The following is a 17,048-nucleotide window of genomic DNA, read 5'->3' as shown; positions in this document are numbered from 1 at the left end:
TTGTTGGAACCAGCCATTCCTTAGGCCCTGCGGCCCCGGTGTGCAATCAAAGGAACCAGGCGGCGGCGAAAAACAGCACAGGGATCAATCCGGCGTTCCTGTTCGACCGAAACAGGCGCAACAATCCGGCTCCATCTTCCGGATTGAAACGGGCCAATTGGGCCATCAGGTGCCAGCCCATCGCCCATATTCCGCAGACCGCCACAACCAGCGACAGCACCGACCGGTCGATCGTCGCGGTCAGGGTCGCGGCGCCCAGCATGACAACGGTTGCAATCAGGAACCGGCGCAGCCAGCGGGGGCTGTTGTCGCCGAACAGGCGGGCGGTGGATTTCACCCCGATCAGGGCATCATCCTCGGCGTCCTGATGGGCATAGATCGTGTCATAGAACAGCGTCCAGAAGATGCCGCCGAGGTATAGCCCCACCGCTGGCCAGCCCAGGCTGTTGGTATGCGCGGCCCATGCCAGCAAGGCCCCCCAATTGAAGGCCAGCCCCAGAAAGATCTGCGGCCACCATGTGAACCGCTTGGCAAAGGGGTAGATCGCGACCGGAAGAAGGGCGGCGACGCCTAGCCAGATGGCTGTCGGATAGAAGGTCAGCAGGATGACAAAGGCAATCAGCGCCTGAACCACCATCCAGACCAGCGCCCCCCAGACCGTGACCTGACCGGATGGGATGGGCCGTGACCGTGTCCGCGCGACGGACCCGTCGATATTCCTGTCGGTGATGTCATTCCAGGTGCAGCCGGCCCCGCGCATGAGAAGCGCACCCAGCCCGCACCCGGCCACCGTCCAAAGGTCATGGGTTCCGAACCGGCCCGTCGACAGGCTGGCCAGACCCAACCCCCAGAGGCAGGGAATTAACAGCAGCCAGGTCCCGATGGGCCGGTCAACCCGGCTCAGTCGCAGAAAGGGTCGGGCGGCCACGGGGGCCTTGGTATCCACCCAGTTTCCGGCGACTGCATCGGCAACTTGTCCCTCTGGCGTCGGCTTGGCTTCGGTCATATGGTCCGCCTCATGGCATCGAAGGTTCGACTGTATGTAGATCAGCCCTTGGGCAAAGGGCAAACCGTTCTGTTGGAACGGGATCAGGCGCATTACCTGTTCGGGGTGATGCGGCTGTCCATGGGGACGGTTCTGTCACTGTTCAACGGGCGCGACGGGGAATGGGATGCCGAGGTGGCCGAGGCGGGCAAACGGGGCGGCGCGCTGACCTGTCTTGACCAGACCCGGCCCCTGCAAATGCCCCCGGACCTGTGGCTGTGTTTTGCCCCGATCAAGAAAGCACGGACCGATTTCATCGTTGAAAAGGCCGCCGAGATGGGCGCGGCCCGCATCCTGCCGGTGCTGACCGATTTCACCAATTCGGAACGGGTCCGGGTGGACCGACTTCAGGCCCACGCGGTCGAGGCGGCGGAACAATGCGGCGGCACCTATGTGCCAGAAGTGGCCGAGCCGGTGAAGCTGGACCGCCTGCTGGCCGACTGGCCCGCGGGGCGGCAATTGATGTTCTGCGACGAGGCGCTGGTTGGCGCCGGGCAGGTGCTGCGCGATGCCGGGCCCGGCCCCTGGGCGATCCTGATCGGTCCTGAAGGCGGGTTTTCGGACACAGAGCGCAAGCGGATGCACGCGCTGCCCTTCGCCCATCCGGTCAGCCTTGGACCCCGCATCCTGCGGGCCGACACGGCGGCGGTCGCGGCGCTGACCCTCTGGCAGCAGGCTTTGGGGGATTGGTGATGCAGCGGGCGACGCCGGCGGATTTGCCCGCGATCCGGTCCTTTCTTGAACGGCGGATCACCCAGACGATGTTTCACCTGTCGAACCTTGACCGGTTCGGGCTGGATGGCGACCACCCCTATGCCCCTTCGATGTGGTTCGCGACCAAAGGGGATGATGTCACCGGCGTTCTCACCATCGGCAAAGGCGGGATGGTGATGCCGGCCCTGCCGGGGATGGAGTTCGAAGATGCGGCCCATATCCTGCGCGGTCGCGACATAACCGGCGTCATCGGCCCCAAGGACCAGTCGCGCGCCCTGCTGCGGCAGTTGGGCCTTGACGGGGTGCTGATGACCCTGAACCGGGACGAGCCGCATTTTGACCTGGACCTGTCCAGACTGACCGTGCCGGACGGACCCGGACTGCTTCACCCGCTTGAGGATGCAGACCGGGACGAAATGATCGGCTGGCGCGCGGCCTATGGCGAGGAGGCGCTGGGCATGGCGCCCGAGGCTGCACGGGCCGATGGCGAAAGGGCGGTGGACCAATATATCGAACACGGATCGCACCGGGTATTGATGCACGACCACCGTGCCTTGGCCACCACCGGGTTCAATGCTTGGCAACCCACCGCCGTGCAGATCGGCGGCGTCTATACCCCGCCCGATCTGCGGGGGCGTGGCCACGCCCGCCGCGCGCTTGCGCTGCATCTGGCCGAGGCACGCGATCGCGGCGTCCAGCTTGCCACGCTCTTTGCCGCCTCAGACAGCGCCGCGCGGGCCTATGTCGCGATTGGTTTCGAGCGGATTGGGGACTGGACGCTCGCCTTGTTTTCCAAACCGGAGAGATATGATGGCTGAGTTCCTCCGCCCCGAAGCCCGTGCGGCCCTTTGGCGCTGGCGCGAGCTGTTGACCGCTTTGGCGGTGCTGGCACTTGGGCTTTGGTGGGGCCTGACCAGTTTCGGCGTGCTGCAATGGATTGGCTGGGCACTGACCCTTGCGGCGGTCCTGCTGGCAATTGCGGGGCTGCAAAAGGGCCGGTTCCGGCGCGGCGGCGGCGGGGCCGGGATCGTCACAATCGACGAACGTCGGCTTGTCTATTATGGCCCCCTGTCTGGCGGGGTGATGGAAATGGGTGATCTGACCAGCCTTGAATACGACCCCACCGGCGCGCCGCCGCACTGGGTCTTGCGCGCGGCGGGGCAGGAACCGCTGTTCGTTCCTATCAACGCCGAAGGGGCCGATGATCTGTTCGACCTGTTTTCGGCCCTTCCAGGAATGCGGACGCAGGACATGCTGGATGTGCTTTCCCGCACAGGCCCTGCGCGTGTCGTCATATGGCGCCGAACCGCCGCCCTGCTGCATTGACTTCCCCGCCGAACAGCGACACGACTTGCCCCCCGAAACAGCGCCTTTTCCCTAGCCTTTCACGGAGAACCCAGATGTCCATTCCCCAGTCCGGCGGCGGCCCGATCGAACGGCGCGAACAACTGGCCGAATACCTTGAGCAGGGCTGTAAGCCCAAGGAAGACTGGCGCATCGGGACCGAGCACGAGAAATTCGGCTATTGCAAGGACACCCTGCGCCCGCTGCCCTATGACGGGGAACGGTCGGTCAAGGCGGTGCTGGAAGGCCTGCGGTTCCGCTATGGCTGGGAACCGATTTTCGAAGGTGACCACATCATCGGGCTGAAAAAGGACGGCGCGAATGTCTCGCTCGAGCCGGGTGGGCAGTTGGAACTGTCCGGCGCGCCGCTTGAGACCATCCACCAGACCTGCGACGAGGTGAACACCCACCTGCGCGAGGTGAAGGACATCGCCGACGAAATCGGCGTTGGTTTCATCGGTCTTGGCGCGGCCCCGATCTGGAGCCACGAAGATATGCCGATGATGCCCAAGGGGCGCTACCGGCTGATGACCGACTACATGGACCGGGTCGGCACCCACGGCAAACAGATGATGTACCGGACCTGCACGGTTCAGGTGAACCTCGATTTCGGGTCCGAGGCGGACATGGTGCAGAAACTGCGGGTCGCGCTGGCGCTTCAGCCCGTGGCCACCGCGCTGTTCGCCAACTCGCCCTTCTTCGATGGCAAGGTGAACGGGCACAAGAGCTGGCGGTCGCGGATCTGGCGCGATCTGGACGCCGACCGGACCGGGATGCTGCCCTGGGTGTTCGAAGACGGCATGGGCTTTGAACGCTGGGTCGACTGGGTTCTCGATGTGCCGATGTATTTCGTCTATCGCGACGGGAAATACATAAACGCGCTGGGACAGTCGTTCCGCGATTTTCTTGACGGCAAACTTCCCGCGTTGCCCGGCGAAACGCCGACCCTGTCGGATTGGGCGGACCATCTGACGACGGTCTTCCCCGAGGCGCGGATCAAGCAATTCATCGAAATGCGCGGCGCCGATGGCGGCCCCTGGCGGCGGCTGTGCGCCCTGCCTGCGCTTTGGGTCGGGCTGATGTATGACCAGTCGTCGCTGGATGCGGCCTGGGATCTGGCCAAGGGCTGGGATGCGGAAACGCGCGAGGCATGGCGGGTCGCGGCCTCGGTCGACGGGCTTCAGGCCACGGTGGGCGGGCGCAAGATGCAGGACCTTGCGACCAAAGTGCTGGACATCGCCCGCGCCGGTCTGAAGGCACGGGCGCGCCCCGGGCTTGGCGGGATGGTGCAGGACGAACGGCACTTCCTGCACGCGCTGGAAGACAGTGTCGAGACGGGCAAGACCCCGGCCGACGAACTGCTTGATGCCTACAACGGCGACTGGAACGGCGACCTGACCCGGATCTACGGCGACTTCAGCTACTGATCGGTCTGCGGCCGGCGCAACACTCGGCTTTGGTACAGGCTTTGCACCTCGGCCTTGCGGGCAACGGCGGCCTCGGCGCTGGGCTGATTGTGGACCTTGTCCAGAATGGCATAGGCGGCATAGGCGGATGACTTTTCTGGCCGGGCCTTGCGGGGCTGCTGGTCAAGAAATGCCGCCTGCCCACGGGTATAGTCCGACGCGTTCAGCTTGGACGGGGCCACCATGAACAGCACGAAGATCATCATCATGATCGGCGGGCCAAAGATCAGGCCGCCGATGATCAGCATTCCGGCGGTGGCCATCGTTGGATCCGCCGCCATCGTGCCAGAGATATTCCCGGCAATCGCCGCCGGGCTGGGCCAGTCAACGCCCCGCAGGATGTCCAGAACGGTCGACCCGTCCACGGATTGCGCAAGGGCGAACATCGCGGGCCAGAAGCTATCGCCGTCGGTCAGGGACATGATGCCAAGGGCAAAGGCAAGGCCGTCCATCTCGGACATGCTGCCAATCCCGGCGGTCAGGGCCGCCGACAGGATCCCCAGCACCGCCCAGATCGCAACGATCGTCGCCTTGAGCGGCAAAAGCGCCCATTTCGGGGACCGCCCGGCATCGTTCAACCGGCGAACCGTCAGCGCATAGCGCGGGATCAGTGTGACGAAGAACAACAGCCCCGACCCATAGTGAAGCGGGTTCAGCGACGGCTTTTCATAGTTTTGCAGCTTCTCCCAGATGTCGCCGAGATCCAGATAGAGCATCGCAAATATGCCGATCCAAAGAAGCGGCAAGATCCACCAATACTCAGACCGCTTGGCGCGATCCCAGAAATTGAAGCCACGGAAAAGGAAATTCTCAAATGCAGTCGGGAAACCCATTGCTCGATACCCGGATTATTGTGCGCGTTCCGGGAAGGATCGCCTGCAACTTTGGCGGGAATAGGGCGCGGCTGGGGAAAGTCGGGTTCTAGCCCTTCTGTCCGATCCGGCTTTCGGTTCCGTCCCGCAGCCGCCGGATGTTGCCCCAGTGCCGGATATAGATCAGCACCGCCAGCGCGACCCCGAGGATCAGGACCGATCCGCCATCCAGAACGATCGACCAGATCGGAGACAGCCCTGCGGCGGTGAGTGCGGCAAGCGACGAGTAGCGAAACAGCGCCGCGATGAACAGCCATGTGGCGCAGGCGGCCAGCCCGACAGGCCAGGACACGGCCAGCATGGTGCCGATAAAGGTTGCCACCCCCTTGCCGCCCCGAAACCCCAGCCAGACGGGAAAGCAATGGCCAAGGAAGGCGGCAAAGCCCGCCAGTTGCGCCGCGTCCTCGGCCGCGAAGGCACGGGCCAGAAGAACCGCCACGGCCCCCTTGCCCCCGTCCAGAAGCAGGGTCAGTGCCGCCGCTTTCTTGTTCCCGGTGCGCAGCACATTGGTGGCCCCGATATTGCCGGACCCGATCTTGCGCAGATCACCAAGGTTCATGACCTTCGACAGAACCATGCCAAACGGGATGGATCCCAGCCCATAGCCGATCACGGCCCAAAGGATCAGGATACTGGCGCTGCTGGTCAGGTCGGGCATAGCTATTCTCCGTGGACCCGGACCCCATTGACCCAGGTTCCCACCACCTTGCCCTGCATCCGCGCGCCGTCAAAGGGGGTATTCTTGGACCGGGACAAAAGCGTGCTGCGATCCAGAAGGAAAGGCGCGTCGGGATCGAACAGCACCAGATCGGCAGGCGCACCCACTTGCAACCGTCCGCAGTCCAGTTCCAACCGGCGGGCCGGGTTCAGCGACAAGGCGCGGAACAGTTCCGGCAGTGTCAGGTGATCCCCGTGCACCAGCCGCAACCCGGCAGGCAGAAGGGTTTCAAGCCCCACCGCGCCGCTGGCGGCCTCTTCAAACGGCAGCCGCTTGGATTCCTCGTCCTGCGGCGTGTGCATGGAACAGATGATGTCGATCAGCCCGCTTTTCACCGCCTCGATCACGGCGATCCGGTCATCTTCGGACCGCAGCGGTGGGGTGAATTTGAAGAAGGTCCGGTAATCGGCCACGTCGAATTCATTCAGGGTCAGATGGTGAATGCTGACCCCCGCCGTGATGTCCAGCCCGTTGCGTTTTGCGCGTTCAAGGGCGGGCAGGGCGCGGGCGGTGGTGATCTGGTCGGCGTGATACTTCGCACCGGTCATTTCCAGCATGGAGATATCCCGGTCCAGCCCCATGCGTTCCGCCATCGGCGACACGTCCGGCAACCCGCGAAGCGAGGCGAACTTGCCCTTGGTCGCGACCGCCCCCTTGGACAGGCCCGGTTCCTGCACATGGCCGATGACCAGCGCGCCAAGGCTGCGGGCATAGGACAGGGCGCGGCCATAGACCTTGGTGTTCTCGATCACCTGCATCCCGTCGGTAAAGGCGACCGCGCCCGCATCCATCAGGAACCCGATCTCGGACATCTCGCGCCCGTCGCGGCCCTTGGTCAGGGCGGCCATCGGGAGCACATGGACCGGGGTTTCCGACTGGGCCCGGCGGGCGACGAATTCCAGCGTTTCAGGCGTGTCGATCGGGGTGGCGGTGTCGGGCCGGGTCACCATTGTGGTCACGCCCCCCGCCGCCGCCGCGCGCCCGGCGGAACGGAAGCTTTCCTTGTGCCGTTCCCCCGGTTCGCCGATCTGGACACCGATATCGACGATGCCCGGCGCAAGGCAGGCCCCGGCGCAGTCCACCGTTTCGCCCTTAGTCGTGGGCGCAGCCCCGGTGCCACTATCGGCGATCCGGCCATCCCGCACCAAAAGCCAGCCGACACTGTCGGTCAGGGCCACCGGGTCGATCAGCCGGGCATTGGTGAAAAGCGTTTCGGTCATTGTCCGTCGTCCTTCCTGGTCCCTTGGTCGGGCCGTATCGTCTTTGGCAGCCGCCGCATCATGCAATCCAGATCATCACGACAACAAGCAGCGCAAGCAGCACCAGAACCGCCGTGGCCACCATGCCGCCGATCCGGGCATCGGACATCGGACGGGGAGTAGGTTCAGGGGCCAGTATCCCCTCGGCTGTGCCTTCCGGCAGGGGATGAAAGGTCACCGGCGGGCGGTTTTCGTGGAATTGCCCGATGAAACGCAGAGAGGGGGCCGGGCGCAGTGTGCCTGTGCCTTCGGGTAGGGCGGTGGCGGACAGGATCAACACCTCCGCCGCGTCAACGTCCAATGCCGCCAGCGCGTCCTGCCCGATGCCATATCCGTCGCGCAAATACCCGGCGAGGCCAAGCTCTCCAAGATCGGCAAGCGTGACGATCTCTGTCCGGATCTCGTCAAGCTCCTCTACCCCAAGCGCCACGGCCACAGGCCCGAGGTCATCCGCCGGGCCGGTCAGGGCAAAGACCCAGATCGCGCCGGGTTTGCCGGGGGTGACGGGGATGGGCTGCGTCACACCATGACCTTCCGGTTCTCGGCCTTGGCCGCGCGCAGGTTGCGGGCCAGAAGATCCATCGCGGCCATGCGCACGGCCACGCCCATTTCCACCTGTTCCTGAATGACAGAGCGGTTGATGTCGTCTGCGATGGTCCCGTCGATCTCGACCCCTCGGTTCATCGGGCCGGGGTGCATGACAATGGCATCGTCCTTGGCATGGGACAGTTTCGCCGCATCCAGACCATAGCGGTGGAAATATTCGCGCTCGGACGGGACGAACCCGCCATCCATCCGCTCTTTCTGAAGGCGCAGCATCATCACCACGTCCACATCTTTCAGGCCCTCTTCCATATCGTCGAAGACCTCGACCCCAAGGTCGGCAACCCCGGCGGGCATCAGCGTCGGCGGGGCGACCAGCCGGACCCGGTTCTCCATCTTGCCCAGAAGCATGATGTTGGACCGCGCGACGCGGCTGTGCAGGATATCGCCACAAATCGCGACAGACAGGCGGTGCAACCGGCCTTTGGCCCTGCGGATGGTCAAAGCGTCCAACAGCGCCTGCGTCGGATGTTCGTGCCGCCCGTCGCCCGCGTTCAGCACCGCGCAGTTCACCTTTTGCGCCAACAGGTCCACGGCGCCGGAATTGGGGTGACGCACCACCAGTAGGTCGGGGTGCATGGCGTTCAGGGTCAGCGCCGTATCGATCAGGGTTTCGCCCTTCTTCACGCTGGACGTGCCCATCGACATGTTCATCACATCCGCGCCAAGCCGTTTGCCCGCCAGTTCGAAACTGGCCTGCGTCCGGGTCGAGTTTTCGAAGAACATGTTGATCTGGGTCAGCCCCGCCAGCACGTCCTTGTGCGACACCCGATCGCGGTTTTCATTGGCGTATCTGTCGGCCAGATCAAGCAGCGTGGTAATCTCATCTGGGGCGAGGTGTTCGATCCCCAGAAGATGCTGGGCGCGGAATGCCATGTGGGTCTCCTGCGGCGGTTTCGGGGGTTATAGGCGCAGCCAGCCCCGCCCGGCAAGGGAGGGTGGGTCAAGACCCACCTTACAATTGCGCGATCCTGCGCGGCAGGTCGTCGGGGCACCCGAAAACGGCGGGCAACCCAATGTGCAATACCTGACAATGGATACTCACTTTCCCTCTGGTGCCGCCTTGGTGATTATTAGGGTCCGAGGGGCAGCTTTGCGGACCTTCCGGCCATTCGCTGCACCTGCTCGCTCGATGCTGCTCACGCGAGAACATTGAAAGGAAGTGGCCGCACGCTGCCCCAGCCAGTAAGCCATGAGCAAATGTGGATTGCACTCGCCGCCCAATCCGAAACCGTCGCGACATTTGACCTCGACGTGGCCAAGCGGTCATGTCTCCATAGCTGCCAAATTGATTTCCAGTTGATATGCTACGCAGTTCAAGTCCACACTGCCTGAACAATTTGAGAATGTGGACAGAACCGCCGTGCATCAAACCGAAAAGGCCCTCATCGCAAGAGGGGTTGACTCCGCGACCGCCCAAAAACTCAGAGTAGATGGCTGGACAATTTCGAAACTCAAGACCTCGTCAAAAGACGAATTGAAAGCTGCCGGACTGAGCGATGTATTTATCACGAAGCTTTACCAAGAGCAGCGCCCACCTATCCCTGACAATACTCTTTCAAAGCTGCTTTTCGACAATCGATTTCAATGCTGTATCTGTCGCGATCCTGAGCTACCAATCATCGTTCACCACATAGATGAATGGGCCAGAAGCCGCTCCCATGCGCCGGATAACCTCGCCGTTCTATGCTTGAAGCACCACAGTGACGCACACTCAAAGAAAGATTTGGCTCAGAACCTCGACCCCAAGACCCTCACCGAATTTAATGTAAGGTGGGAAAGAGAGGTGAAATTGTTCGATTCCGAATCCATACTCCAAGCCATGAGGCTAGAGTACTCAAACTGGAATTATGTCAACGAGCTTAGGGTATTTGAAATCGCCTTATCTCAAGGCATCAAGACAACAGAAGTGAAACACTTCCGCCAACTTGTTGCAATGGGAGTGGCGCAGAAAAATGGGCTGCCAACCCCGATCAAAAATGATGGCCTATTCTACATGTACCAAGGCGAACTTGGGATGCAGCGCTATTTCTTTGTAACGCAGGTCCTCCATGAAGTTATCAAAATTATTCCAATTATCAATATTTCGGACTATTTGGACAAAGGAACTCTGGGTCCCGGACTAGCGCCCGGAGATTTCATTTTCGTTCAAGGAAAACAAATTTTTTCGCCACTGACCGAAAAGAAGAACGGCACTGGTCGCGGACAAATATGTCTCGGATCGCGGTCTGTTAATGGTGTAACTATTGAATTTGTTTTTGATCGCTGGGAAGCCACTTCAAGCTCATCGAAAGCAATATGGCTTACCGGAACTCAGAACCAAGGCAGCCTCATACACGTCAAGAGTTTGACGCGCGAAAAGGGTCATTTTGTCATTAGCGGAACAGTCTTGGGAATTTGCTCAAATAATGGCGACCTCAAGAAACGAGATTATGCACATACCCTTTTTAAAAGCGGCCACTTCCGCAATCCGTACGCACACTACGAAGAAGACGACGTTGAAAACTGGGGCGACGAGACTGATCTAGTCTAGCGTCCAGTCCGCATTCGGGGCGTAGCCCAAGTAGTGGGCGATGATCCGTTGAACCTCGAAGAACAGCCTGCGGGCTTTCGCGATCATTGGAGCCCTGCCACGACTCGCACGGCGGTCCGCTCGTCTGGCTGGCTGCGGACTCATGCCGCAAGATCCATGACTGCCGACTTGGGCCGATTGCGGACATCCTTGCGGCATGCAGCATCAGGCCGAATGGGCTAAAAGCCACCTTCTGACCGTTTCGCTCAAACCTCTGTTTGTGTAGAAGACACCCTGCCATCGTCGGGCAAGGTGTGTTCGGCGGCGTTCACTGTGTCCACGTGTCCGGGATTGCCTCTCCCCCTTGGGGGAGCTTGGCGCTAGGGTGCGGGCATGGAATCGGCGGTGGAATATTGGACGGCGCGGGCCTGGCTGGAATGGCAGGTCGAACTTGGCGCGGACGAGGCGATGCTGGACGCGCCGCTGGACCGCTATGCGCTGGATCCGGAACCCGCCCGCCCCGCGCCTGGGCCCCGGGCCGATGCCGTTGCACAACCACGCAAAGCTCCGCCGCCCCCGCCCGAGCCGGCCCCCGCCATCGACGCGCCCACCGAGGCAGCCCGGCTGGCCGCCCCGGCGAAAACGGTTGATGATCTGGCCGAGGCTCTGGCCGCCTTTGACTTGTGCGAATTGAAGAAAGGCGCGCGCAATTTCGTCTTCGCCGACGGCAATCCCGCAGCCCGCGTGATGATCATCGGCGAAGCGCCTGGACGTGACGAGGACCTTGAAGGGCGGCCCTTTGTGGGCCGGGCGGGCCAGCTTCTGGACCGTATGTTCGCCGCCATCGACATGGCCCGCGACCACCCGTCAAGCCAGCAGGGGCTGTATATCACCAACGTCATGCCGTGGCGGCCGCCGTCGAACAGGACACCGGACGCGGCCGAGATCGCGATGATGCTGCCGTTTCTGACGCGGCACGTGGAAATTGTTGCGCCCGACGTGATCGTGCTGATGGGAAACACCCCCTGTCAGGCGCTTCTGGGGCGGACCGGGATCACCCGGATGCGCGGCACCTGGGCCGAGGCCTTTGGTAAACCCGTCCTGCCGATGTTTCACCCGGCCTATCTCTTGCGGACACCCGCCGCCAAACGCGAGGCATGGGCCGACCTTCTGGCGCTTCAGGCGCGGTTGCGGGAAATGTCATGAGGATATTGGCGGTATCAGATCTGCATCTGGATGCGCAGCACCGGCAGACGCTTTTGAACCATGCACGCGAAGCTGACCTTGTCATTGTCGCGGGCGATCTGGGTCAGCGGCGACAAGGTTTGGCCGAGTATCTTGGACCGATGGAGGGCATCGCCGCAAAGACGATCGTGGTTCCGGGGAACAATGAAACAGAAGCGGAATTGCGCGCGGCAATCCCCGCCACGGTTCTGCACGGTCAAACGACCGTTTCAAATGGTATGTGCGTTGCCGGGCTCGGTGGGGCCGTCCCGCCATTGCCGCCGCTCCCATGGGGATCGTTCGACCTGACCGAGGACGAGGCGGCGGAGCAGCTACGCCGTGCCGGACCAGCCGACATTCTTGTGTCGCACTCGCCCCCGAAAGGGTGCGGAGATTGGCATAGCAGACGCGGCAATATCGGGTCGGAGGCAATTCTGGACTATGCTAGGCGGGTCCAGCCAAAGCTCATTTTGTGCGGACATGTGCACGACAGCTGGGGTTGGCGCGGAACCATCGGAACAACCCGGGTTGCAAATCTTGGGCCGGTGCCGGTCTGGTTCGATACCGATGACTGGGAAAAGGGGAGCTGCCCCGCATGATCGTCGACCCGCTGGTCCTTGCCGCCTTTGTCCCCGCCGCGCTGGCCCTGAATGTGACGCCGGGCGCGGATATGATGTTCTGTCTTGCACAGGGCATTCGGGGCGGGCCGCGTGTGGCGATTGCTGCATCGGCCGGGATAAGCACGGGGTCGATGGTGAATGTGCTGCTGGCGGGCATCGGGCTGGGCGCGCTTGTGGCCGCGCATCCGAACCTGTTCGAAGTGATCCGCTGGGCCGGGGTCGCCTATCTTCTGGTGCTGGGATGGCGGGCGCTGCGCACCCCGCTGGGCCAAACGGATGCGCCGGTGCTGCGGCAGGTCACAGCCCGCCGTGCCTTTCGCGAGGCGGTGGTTGTCAATATCACCAACCCCAAGGTGATCCTGTTCATCCTTGCCTTCCTGCCGCAATTCGTGGACCCGGCCCGTGGATCGGTCCTGCTGCAATTCCTGATCCTTGGCGGGGTCTTCGGGATCACCGGGTTCTGCGTCAACGCGGCTGTCGGCATCTTCGCGGGCGGCATCGGGCGTGCCCTGACTGGATCACCCCGGGTCGAACGGGCGGTGCGTGCGCTGTCGGCCACGGTCTTCGGGCTTCTGGCCCTCAAACTCGCGCTGGAGGCGCGCCCCACATGAGCCGTATCGACGAAAGCCGCGAATTCATCCCGGTGCGGATTGCGGTCCTGACGGTCAGCGATACGCGGACGCTGGCCGAGGACCGGTCCGGCGACACGCTGGTCGGTCGGATCGACGCGGCGGGGCACACCCTTGCCGACCGGCGCATCCTGCCGGACGAGCGGGACCAGATCGCGGCGCAACTGCGGGCATGGTGCGCCGATCCGTCGGTGGATGTGATCATCTCGACCGGGGGCACCGGCCTGACCGGGCGCGACGTGAGTGTCGAGGCGCATCGGGACGTCTACGAAAAAGAGATCGACGCCTTCGGCACGGTCTTCACAATGGTGTCGATGCAGAAGATCGGCACCTCGGCGATCCAAAGCAGGGCAACGGCGGGGGTCGCACAGGGCACCTATCTGTTTGCCCTTCCCGGCAGCCCGGGGGCCTGCAAGGACGCCTGGGACGATATCCTTGTGAAGCAGCTGGATTACCGGCATATGCCCTGCAATTTCGTGGAAATCTTCCCGCGTCTGGAAGAACATAAACAGCGGACCAAGGGCTAGCCCGCCGCGCAGCCCCGCAGGTCCACGGCCGTGCCATCCGACAGGATGGTAAAGCGCAGGCCGGACCGGTCGATCGACATCGGCGCACCCGCAAGATGGACAAGATCGGCCGAGGCAGTCAGGCGGTTGCCCTCGCGCGATGTTGCTGTGCCCGACACCCAGATCTCGGGATCGGTGGTTTCCATCACCACGATCTCTTCACCGCGCCCGGCGGGGATCTGGACCGATGCCGTCAGGCGTAGCCCGTCGTCGGTTGGCGCGATCTGGCAGGTGACCGGCCCCGCCCCGGCCTCGGCCCCGGTCAGGGGACGGTCGATCAGGGCGGCGGCAATCTCGGGCGACCGGCGGCGCGCGTCACCGGGCAGAACCAGATCGAACGGGACCGAGACGGGGACGCAGATGTCGTCGCAGACCCCGATTTCCAGTGTGCCGCGCAGAGTCGCGTCGGCCCCGGCATCGGGGGTGTGCAGTTCCATCGGAATCACGACCGACCCGTGATAGCCGATGGTCTGCATTCCGGCCGACATGAACACCTCTGGCACCGGCCAATGCAGGGCCGCGCCATCGACGTTTTCGGACCCTGCCCAAACGATGCGTGGCGGAATGCCCGCATCACCCGGCGCGCGCCAATAGGTTTTCCACCCCTCGCCCATGTCGATGCGGATCGCGGACATATGGGTGCCGTCGGCGGTGCGCCAGCCCGGCAAAACCTCAACCGAAACGGGCACCTCGATCCCCTGCGCCTGTGCAGCGGGAGACAATAGGGCACAAAGGCCAAGGGCAATGGCGCGGATCGGTGTCATCGGCGCCAACATAAGCATCCCCGCAGCAAGCGGAAGTCACGATCCGGCGAGGCCGGCGCGAGCGCCCCCTTGAACGTGGCGGCCCGGCATCACATGATTAAGGAATGAAACCGTTTTCCTCTGACCTGACCGGCAAACTTCTGATCGCCATGCCCGGCATGGGCGATCCGCGGTTTGAACACAGCGTCGTCTACATGTGCGCCCATTCCGACGATGGGGCGATGGGGCTGATCGTGAACAAACCCGCGCCCGAAATCCGGTTTTCCGACCTTCTGGACCAATTGGGGATCAGCCGGGGCGACGGGGCCCGCGACATCCGGGTGCATTTCGGCGGGCCGGTGGAACATGGGCGGGGATTCGTGCTGCACAGTTCGGAATACCGGTCTGACGTCGGAACGCTCGAAGTGGACGAAGAGACTTCGATGTCGGCGACGATGGACGTTCTTGAGGATATGGCGAACGGCAAGGGGCCGAACGCGTCGATGCTGGCGCTGGGCTATTCCGGCTGGGGGCCGGGCCAGCTTGAGGGCGAAATCGCCGACAACGGCTGGCTCACCTGCGATCCGCGTCCGGACATCCTGTTTGGCCGCGCTGACGAACACAAATGGTCGGCCGCCTTTAAGATCCTTGGGATCGATCCCCTGCTCTTGTCCGCGCAATCCGGCCGGGCCTGAACCGTCAGGGCGCGGCATCCCGGCCCGCCCAGATTTCCGTCATCGCGCGATCGTTCAGACGCCGCAGCCGGGCCAGGGTCGCCACGGTCGCGATCGTCTGCCCCGCTTGCGCGCAATGCCGCACGGCAGAGGCCGCATTGGCGATTTCGGTCAGGCCGATCTGCTGGGCCACGGCCATGATCCGGCGCGCCTCTTTCTGGACAAGGTCAAAGGCGCAGGCGCGGTGTTCCGCTTCGATCCGGTTCATCCGGTTGGCGAGGTCCTCCAGCGCGCGGCAGACCACAAGGTCGGCCGCTTCCCTGCCAAGATCGGCATACAGTCCTTCGACCAGGTCATTGTCGATCCGCAAGGACTCTACCGGCGACAGGCGTGTCACCGGCGGCGGCGGCATGGCGGGGTCGTGATATCTGCGTCTGTCTCTTTGCATGGGACCATCTAGTACCGGTTTGGTTCCCAATCGGTTTATCGCAGGTGCAGAAATCTCTCGAAATTCCGGAAAATGCGCCATAATGAGGCTGCACAGACGACACCTCGGATTGAAGGGCGCCATGAAACACGCAAAACCGCTGCCGGAATACCTTGCCAAACGCTACCACGGCTGGAAGGCGACCTCTTTCGCGGAGAACCGTGGCTGGTATCGGCACCTTGCGGAAATGGGCCAGCACCCGCGCGCGATGGTGATCTCCTGCTGTGACAGCCGGGTGCATGTAACCTCGATCTTTGGGGCGGATCAGGGCGAATTCTTCATTCACCGCAATGTCGCCAACCTTGTCCCCGGCTATGACCCCGATGGCGAACCGCATGGCACCTCTGCCGCCGTGGAATACGCCGTGACCGCGCTGAAGGTCGCGCATCTGATCGTGCTGGGCCATTCCGGCTGCGGCGGGGTGAAAGGCTGCTATGACATGTGCAGCGGCCATGCTCCCGAGCTTGAGGAAGCCTCGAGCTTTGTAGGGCGGTGGATGGACATCCTGCGGCCCGGCTATGACAGGCTTGCGCCCGGTGACGATGCGGCGCGCACCCGTGCGCTTGAAAAAGAGGCGGTTCTCGTCTCGCTGGAAAACCTGATGACCTTCCCCTTCATCAAACAGGCGGTCGATGACGGTTATCTGACGCTCCACGGATTGTGGAACGACATCGGCGAGGGCGGGTTGGAAGCCTACGAGCCGGACAAAGGCACGTTTGTCGCGGTCTGACGCTAGGCTTTGAAGTCGGCGGCAAGGGCATCCGCCGCGCTGACCAGCAGGCCGATATCCGTGCCGACAGCGGTGAAGGTCGTGCCCAGTTCGATGCAACGGCGGGCAAAGGCCCGGTCCAGCGTCAGAATCCCTGCCGGAACGCCCAGTGCGGCCAGAACCGTGATCGCCGCCTCGATCGTCTTGCGCACATCCGGATGGTTCGGGTCGCCCGGAAAGCCCATAGAGGTGGCAAGGTCGGCGGGGCCGATGAACACCCCGTCCACGCCCGGCGTGGTGGCGATCTCTTCGATCCGGCTCAGCGCCTCGACAGTTTCGACCTGAACCAGAAGGCAAATCTGTTCGTTTGCCTTGGCGTGATAGCCCTTGATCCGGCTATAGCCGCTGGCCCGCGTGCCGCCCGCAACGCCGCGCATCCCTTCCGGCGGATACCGGGTTGCCGCGACCGCGGCCTCGGCCTCCTCCCGGGTCTGGACATAGGGGACGAGGATGGTCTGCGCCCCGAAATCCAGAATACGCTTGATCGTCACCGGATCGTTCCACGCGGGGCGGACGACAGGGCTGGTTTCCGGGTGATTGCCCATCGCCTGAAGGGCGGTCAACACGTCAGGCACATCGGTGGGCGAATGTTCGGTGTCGATCACCACCCAATCGAATCCGGCTCCGGCCAAGGCCTCGGGCGCCATCGACCCGCCAATGATGTTCCAAAGGCCGATCTGTTGCTTGCGCGCCTTCAGGGCGGCTTTGAAACGGTTCTGGGGCAGGTCCATCTTTGGCTCCGATCAGGTCTGGCGTTGGGGTGACTTTGGGCGGTCTGCGGGACAAGCGCAACACCCTCTGAC

Annotated in this window: 20 protein-coding genes; 11 read left to right on the top strand and 9 right to left on the bottom strand. The window is 63.1% G+C overall.

Annotated features, from left to right (window positions below):
- Nucleotides 1-46: 46 nt before the first annotated feature.
- Nucleotides 47-1,006: a 4-hydroxybenzoate octaprenyltransferase gene (gene ubiA, locus EU803_RS14575; protein ID WP_129684121.1), complete on the bottom strand. Its 960-nt coding sequence runs from the start codon at nucleotides 1,004-1,006 to the stop codon at nucleotides 47-49.
- 12 nt (nucleotides 1,007-1,018) lie between these two features.
- Here ubiA and EU803_RS14570 point away from each other — a divergent pair, with 12 nt between their 5' ends.
- The 4 genes from EU803_RS14570 to EU803_RS14555 all read left to right on the top strand — a co-directional run bounded on the left by EU803_RS14570 (nucleotide 1,019) and on the right by EU803_RS14555 (nucleotide 4,530).
- Nucleotides 1,019-1,738: a 16S rRNA (uracil(1498)-N(3))-methyltransferase gene (locus EU803_RS14570; RefSeq protein ID WP_129684119.1), complete on the top strand. Its 720-nt coding sequence runs from the start codon at nucleotides 1,019-1,021 to the stop codon at nucleotides 1,736-1,738.
- Nucleotides 1,738-2,577, top strand: coding sequence for a GNAT family N-acetyltransferase (locus tag EU803_RS14565; RefSeq protein ID WP_129684117.1), 840 nt, complete (start codon nucleotides 1,738-1,740; stop codon nucleotides 2,575-2,577). The genes EU803_RS14570 and EU803_RS14565 overlap by 1 nt, the downstream gene beginning before the upstream one ends.
- Nucleotides 2,570-3,085 (top strand): hypothetical protein, encoded by a 516-nt coding sequence (locus EU803_RS14560; protein ID WP_129684115.1) that lies wholly within the window; start codon nucleotides 2,570-2,572, stop codon nucleotides 3,083-3,085. Before EU803_RS14565 ends, EU803_RS14560 begins: the two co-directional genes overlap by 8 nt.
- Nucleotides 3,086-3,159: 74 nt before the next feature.
- A complete protein-coding gene (locus EU803_RS14555) occupies nucleotides 3,160-4,530 on the top strand; it encodes a glutamate--cysteine ligase (protein ID WP_129684113.1) in 1,371 nt (456 codons plus the stop codon).
- Here the strand turns inward: EU803_RS14555 and EU803_RS14550 are convergent.
- The 5 genes from EU803_RS14550 to EU803_RS14530 all read right to left on the bottom strand — a co-directional run bounded on the left by EU803_RS14550 (nucleotide 4,524) and on the right by EU803_RS14530 (nucleotide 8,897).
- Nucleotides 4,524-5,402, bottom strand: a complete 879-nt coding sequence (locus tag EU803_RS14550; RefSeq protein ID WP_129684111.1) for a DUF805 domain-containing protein — start codon at nucleotides 5,400-5,402, stop codon at nucleotides 4,524-4,526. The two genes, EU803_RS14555 and EU803_RS14550, sit on opposite strands and share 7 nt — an antisense overlap.
- An 88-nt stretch (nucleotides 5,403-5,490) precedes the next feature.
- Entirely contained in the window at nucleotides 5,491-6,099 is a 609-nt protein-coding gene (plsY, locus tag EU803_RS14545) for a glycerol-3-phosphate 1-O-acyltransferase PlsY (RefSeq protein ID WP_129684109.1), read from the bottom strand.
- 2 nt (nucleotides 6,100-6,101) lie between these two features.
- Nucleotides 6,102-7,379 (bottom strand): dihydroorotase, encoded by a 1,278-nt coding sequence (pyrC, locus tag EU803_RS14540; RefSeq protein ID WP_129684107.1) that lies wholly within the window; start codon nucleotides 7,377-7,379, stop codon nucleotides 6,102-6,104.
- A gap of 58 nt (nucleotides 7,380-7,437) precedes the next feature.
- Complete coding sequence (locus EU803_RS14535; RefSeq protein ID WP_129684105.1) at nucleotides 7,438-7,941, bottom strand: hypothetical protein; 504 nt, start codon at nucleotides 7,939-7,941, stop codon at nucleotides 7,438-7,440.
- The gene (locus EU803_RS14530) at nucleotides 7,938-8,897 is read right to left on the bottom strand and encodes an aspartate carbamoyltransferase catalytic subunit (RefSeq protein ID WP_129684103.1); all 960 of its coding nucleotides are present in this window, start codon (nucleotides 8,895-8,897) and stop codon (nucleotides 7,938-7,940) included. The genes EU803_RS14535 and EU803_RS14530 overlap by 4 nt, the downstream gene beginning before the upstream one ends.
- Nucleotides 8,898-9,369: 472 nt before the next feature.
- Between EU803_RS14530 and EU803_RS14525 the strand changes: the two genes are divergently transcribed.
- The 5 genes from EU803_RS14525 (at nucleotide 9,370) to moaB (ending at nucleotide 13,533) form a co-directional block, all read left to right on the top strand.
- Nucleotides 9,370-10,554: an HNH endonuclease signature motif containing protein gene (locus EU803_RS14525; protein ID WP_129684101.1), complete on the top strand. Its 1,185-nt coding sequence runs from the start codon at nucleotides 9,370-9,372 to the stop codon at nucleotides 10,552-10,554.
- Nucleotides 10,555-10,926: 372 nt separating this feature from the next.
- A complete protein-coding gene (locus tag EU803_RS14520; protein WP_129684099.1) occupies nucleotides 10,927-11,739 on the top strand; it encodes a uracil-DNA glycosylase in 813 nt (270 codons plus the stop codon).
- Complete coding sequence (locus tag EU803_RS14515) at nucleotides 11,691-12,356, top strand: metallophosphoesterase (protein WP_347400086.1); 666 nt, start codon at nucleotides 11,691-11,693, stop codon at nucleotides 12,354-12,356. The genes EU803_RS14520 and EU803_RS14515 overlap by 49 nt, the downstream gene beginning before the upstream one ends.
- Nucleotides 12,353-12,988, top strand: a complete 636-nt coding sequence (locus EU803_RS14510; protein ID WP_129684095.1) for a LysE family translocator — start codon at nucleotides 12,353-12,355, stop codon at nucleotides 12,986-12,988. The genes EU803_RS14515 and EU803_RS14510 overlap by 4 nt, the downstream gene beginning before the upstream one ends.
- Nucleotides 12,985-13,533: a molybdenum cofactor biosynthesis protein B gene (moaB, locus tag EU803_RS14505; RefSeq protein WP_129684093.1), complete on the top strand. Its 549-nt coding sequence runs from the start codon at nucleotides 12,985-12,987 to the stop codon at nucleotides 13,531-13,533. Before EU803_RS14510 ends, moaB begins: the two co-directional genes overlap by 4 nt.
- On the opposite strand, the gene EU803_RS14500 is transcribed toward moaB, so the two are convergent.
- Nucleotides 13,530-14,336 carry a protein-disulfide reductase DsbD domain-containing protein gene (locus tag EU803_RS14500; RefSeq protein WP_242494382.1) on the bottom strand — a complete coding sequence of 269 codons (807 nt, stop codon included), beginning with the start codon at nucleotides 14,334-14,336 and terminating at the stop codon, nucleotides 13,530-13,532. The two genes, moaB and EU803_RS14500, sit on opposite strands and share 4 nt — an antisense overlap.
- Nucleotides 14,337-14,440: 104 nt before the next feature.
- Here EU803_RS14500 and EU803_RS14495 point away from each other — a divergent pair, with 104 nt between their 5' ends.
- On the top strand, nucleotides 14,441-15,010 hold the full coding sequence (locus EU803_RS14495; protein WP_129684089.1) for a YqgE/AlgH family protein: 570 nt from the start codon (nucleotides 14,441-14,443) through the stop codon (nucleotides 15,008-15,010).
- A gap of 4 nt (nucleotides 15,011-15,014) precedes the next feature.
- On the opposite strand, the gene EU803_RS14490 is transcribed toward EU803_RS14495, so the two are convergent.
- Nucleotides 15,015-15,437, bottom strand: a complete 423-nt coding sequence (locus EU803_RS14490; RefSeq protein WP_207209209.1) for a hypothetical protein — start codon at nucleotides 15,435-15,437, stop codon at nucleotides 15,015-15,017.
- A 121-nt stretch (nucleotides 15,438-15,558) separates the two neighbouring features.
- Here EU803_RS14490 and EU803_RS14485 point away from each other — a divergent pair, with 121 nt between their 5' ends.
- Entirely contained in the window at nucleotides 15,559-16,206 is a 648-nt protein-coding gene (locus EU803_RS14485; protein ID WP_129684085.1) for a carbonic anhydrase, read from the top strand.
- A gap of 2 nt (nucleotides 16,207-16,208) precedes the next feature.
- Here the strand turns inward: EU803_RS14485 and EU803_RS14480 are convergent, their stop codons facing one another.
- Nucleotides 16,209-16,976: an aldolase/citrate lyase family protein gene (locus EU803_RS14480; protein WP_129684083.1), complete on the bottom strand. Its 768-nt coding sequence runs from the start codon at nucleotides 16,974-16,976 to the stop codon at nucleotides 16,209-16,211.
- Nucleotides 16,977-17,048: the final 72 nt, after the last annotated feature.

The organism is Loktanella sp. IMCC34160, assembly GCF_004145845.1.
Lineage (GTDB): Bacteria > Pseudomonadota > Alphaproteobacteria > Rhodobacterales > Rhodobacteraceae > SELP01.
The sequence above is the reverse complement of the archived record's forward strand: the minus strand, read 5'-3'. Positions and strand labels throughout refer to the sequence as shown.

Coding starts and splice junctions, on each gene's coding strand:
- moaB (WP_129684093.1), top strand. CDS start 12,985: ATGAGCCGTATCGACGAAAGCCGCGAATTCATCCCGGTGCGGATTGCG.
- EU803_RS14520 (WP_129684099.1), top strand. CDS start 10,927: ATGGAATCGGCGGTGGAATATTGGACGGCGCGGGCCTGGCTGGAATGG.
- EU803_RS14480 (WP_129684083.1), bottom strand. CDS start 16,976: ATGGACCTGCCCCAGAACCGTTTCAAAGCCGCCCTGAAGGCGCGCAAG.
- ubiA (WP_129684121.1), bottom strand. CDS start 1,006: ATGACCGAAGCCAAGCCGACGCCAGAGGGACAAGTTGCCGATGCAGTC.
- plsY (WP_129684109.1), bottom strand. CDS start 6,099: ATGCCCGACCTGACCAGCAGCGCCAGTATCCTGATCCTTTGGGCCGTG.
- EU803_RS14485 (WP_129684085.1), top strand. CDS start 15,559: ATGAAACACGCAAAACCGCTGCCGGAATACCTTGCCAAACGCTACCAC.
- EU803_RS14495 (WP_129684089.1), top strand. CDS start 14,441: ATGAAACCGTTTTCCTCTGACCTGACCGGCAAACTTCTGATCGCCATG.
- EU803_RS14515 (WP_347400086.1), top strand. CDS start 11,691: ATGGGCCGACCTTCTGGCGCTTCAGGCGCGGTTGCGGGAAATGTCATG.
- EU803_RS14510 (WP_129684095.1), top strand. CDS start 12,353: ATGATCGTCGACCCGCTGGTCCTTGCCGCCTTTGTCCCCGCCGCGCTG.
- pyrC (WP_129684107.1), bottom strand. CDS start 7,379: ATGACCGAAACGCTTTTCACCAATGCCCGGCTGATCGACCCGGTGGCC.
- EU803_RS14555 (WP_129684113.1), top strand. CDS start 3,160: ATGTCCATTCCCCAGTCCGGCGGCGGCCCGATCGAACGGCGCGAACAA.
- EU803_RS14530 (WP_129684103.1), bottom strand. CDS start 8,897: ATGGCATTCCGCGCCCAGCATCTTCTGGGGATCGAACACCTCGCCCCA.
- EU803_RS14500 (WP_242494382.1), bottom strand. CDS start 14,336: ATGACACCGATCCGCGCCATTGCCCTTGGCCTTTGTGCCCTATTGTCT.
- EU803_RS14560 (WP_129684115.1), top strand. CDS start 2,570: ATGGCTGAGTTCCTCCGCCCCGAAGCCCGTGCGGCCCTTTGGCGCTGG.
- EU803_RS14490 (WP_207209209.1), bottom strand. CDS start 15,437: ATGCAAAGAGACAGACGCAGATATCACGACCCCGCCATGCCGCCGCCG.
- EU803_RS14550 (WP_129684111.1), bottom strand. CDS start 5,402: ATGGGTTTCCCGACTGCATTTGAGAATTTCCTTTTCCGTGGCTTCAAT.
- EU803_RS14570 (WP_129684119.1), top strand. CDS start 1,019: ATGGCATCGAAGGTTCGACTGTATGTAGATCAGCCCTTGGGCAAAGGG.
- EU803_RS14565 (WP_129684117.1), top strand. CDS start 1,738: ATGCAGCGGGCGACGCCGGCGGATTTGCCCGCGATCCGGTCCTTTCTT.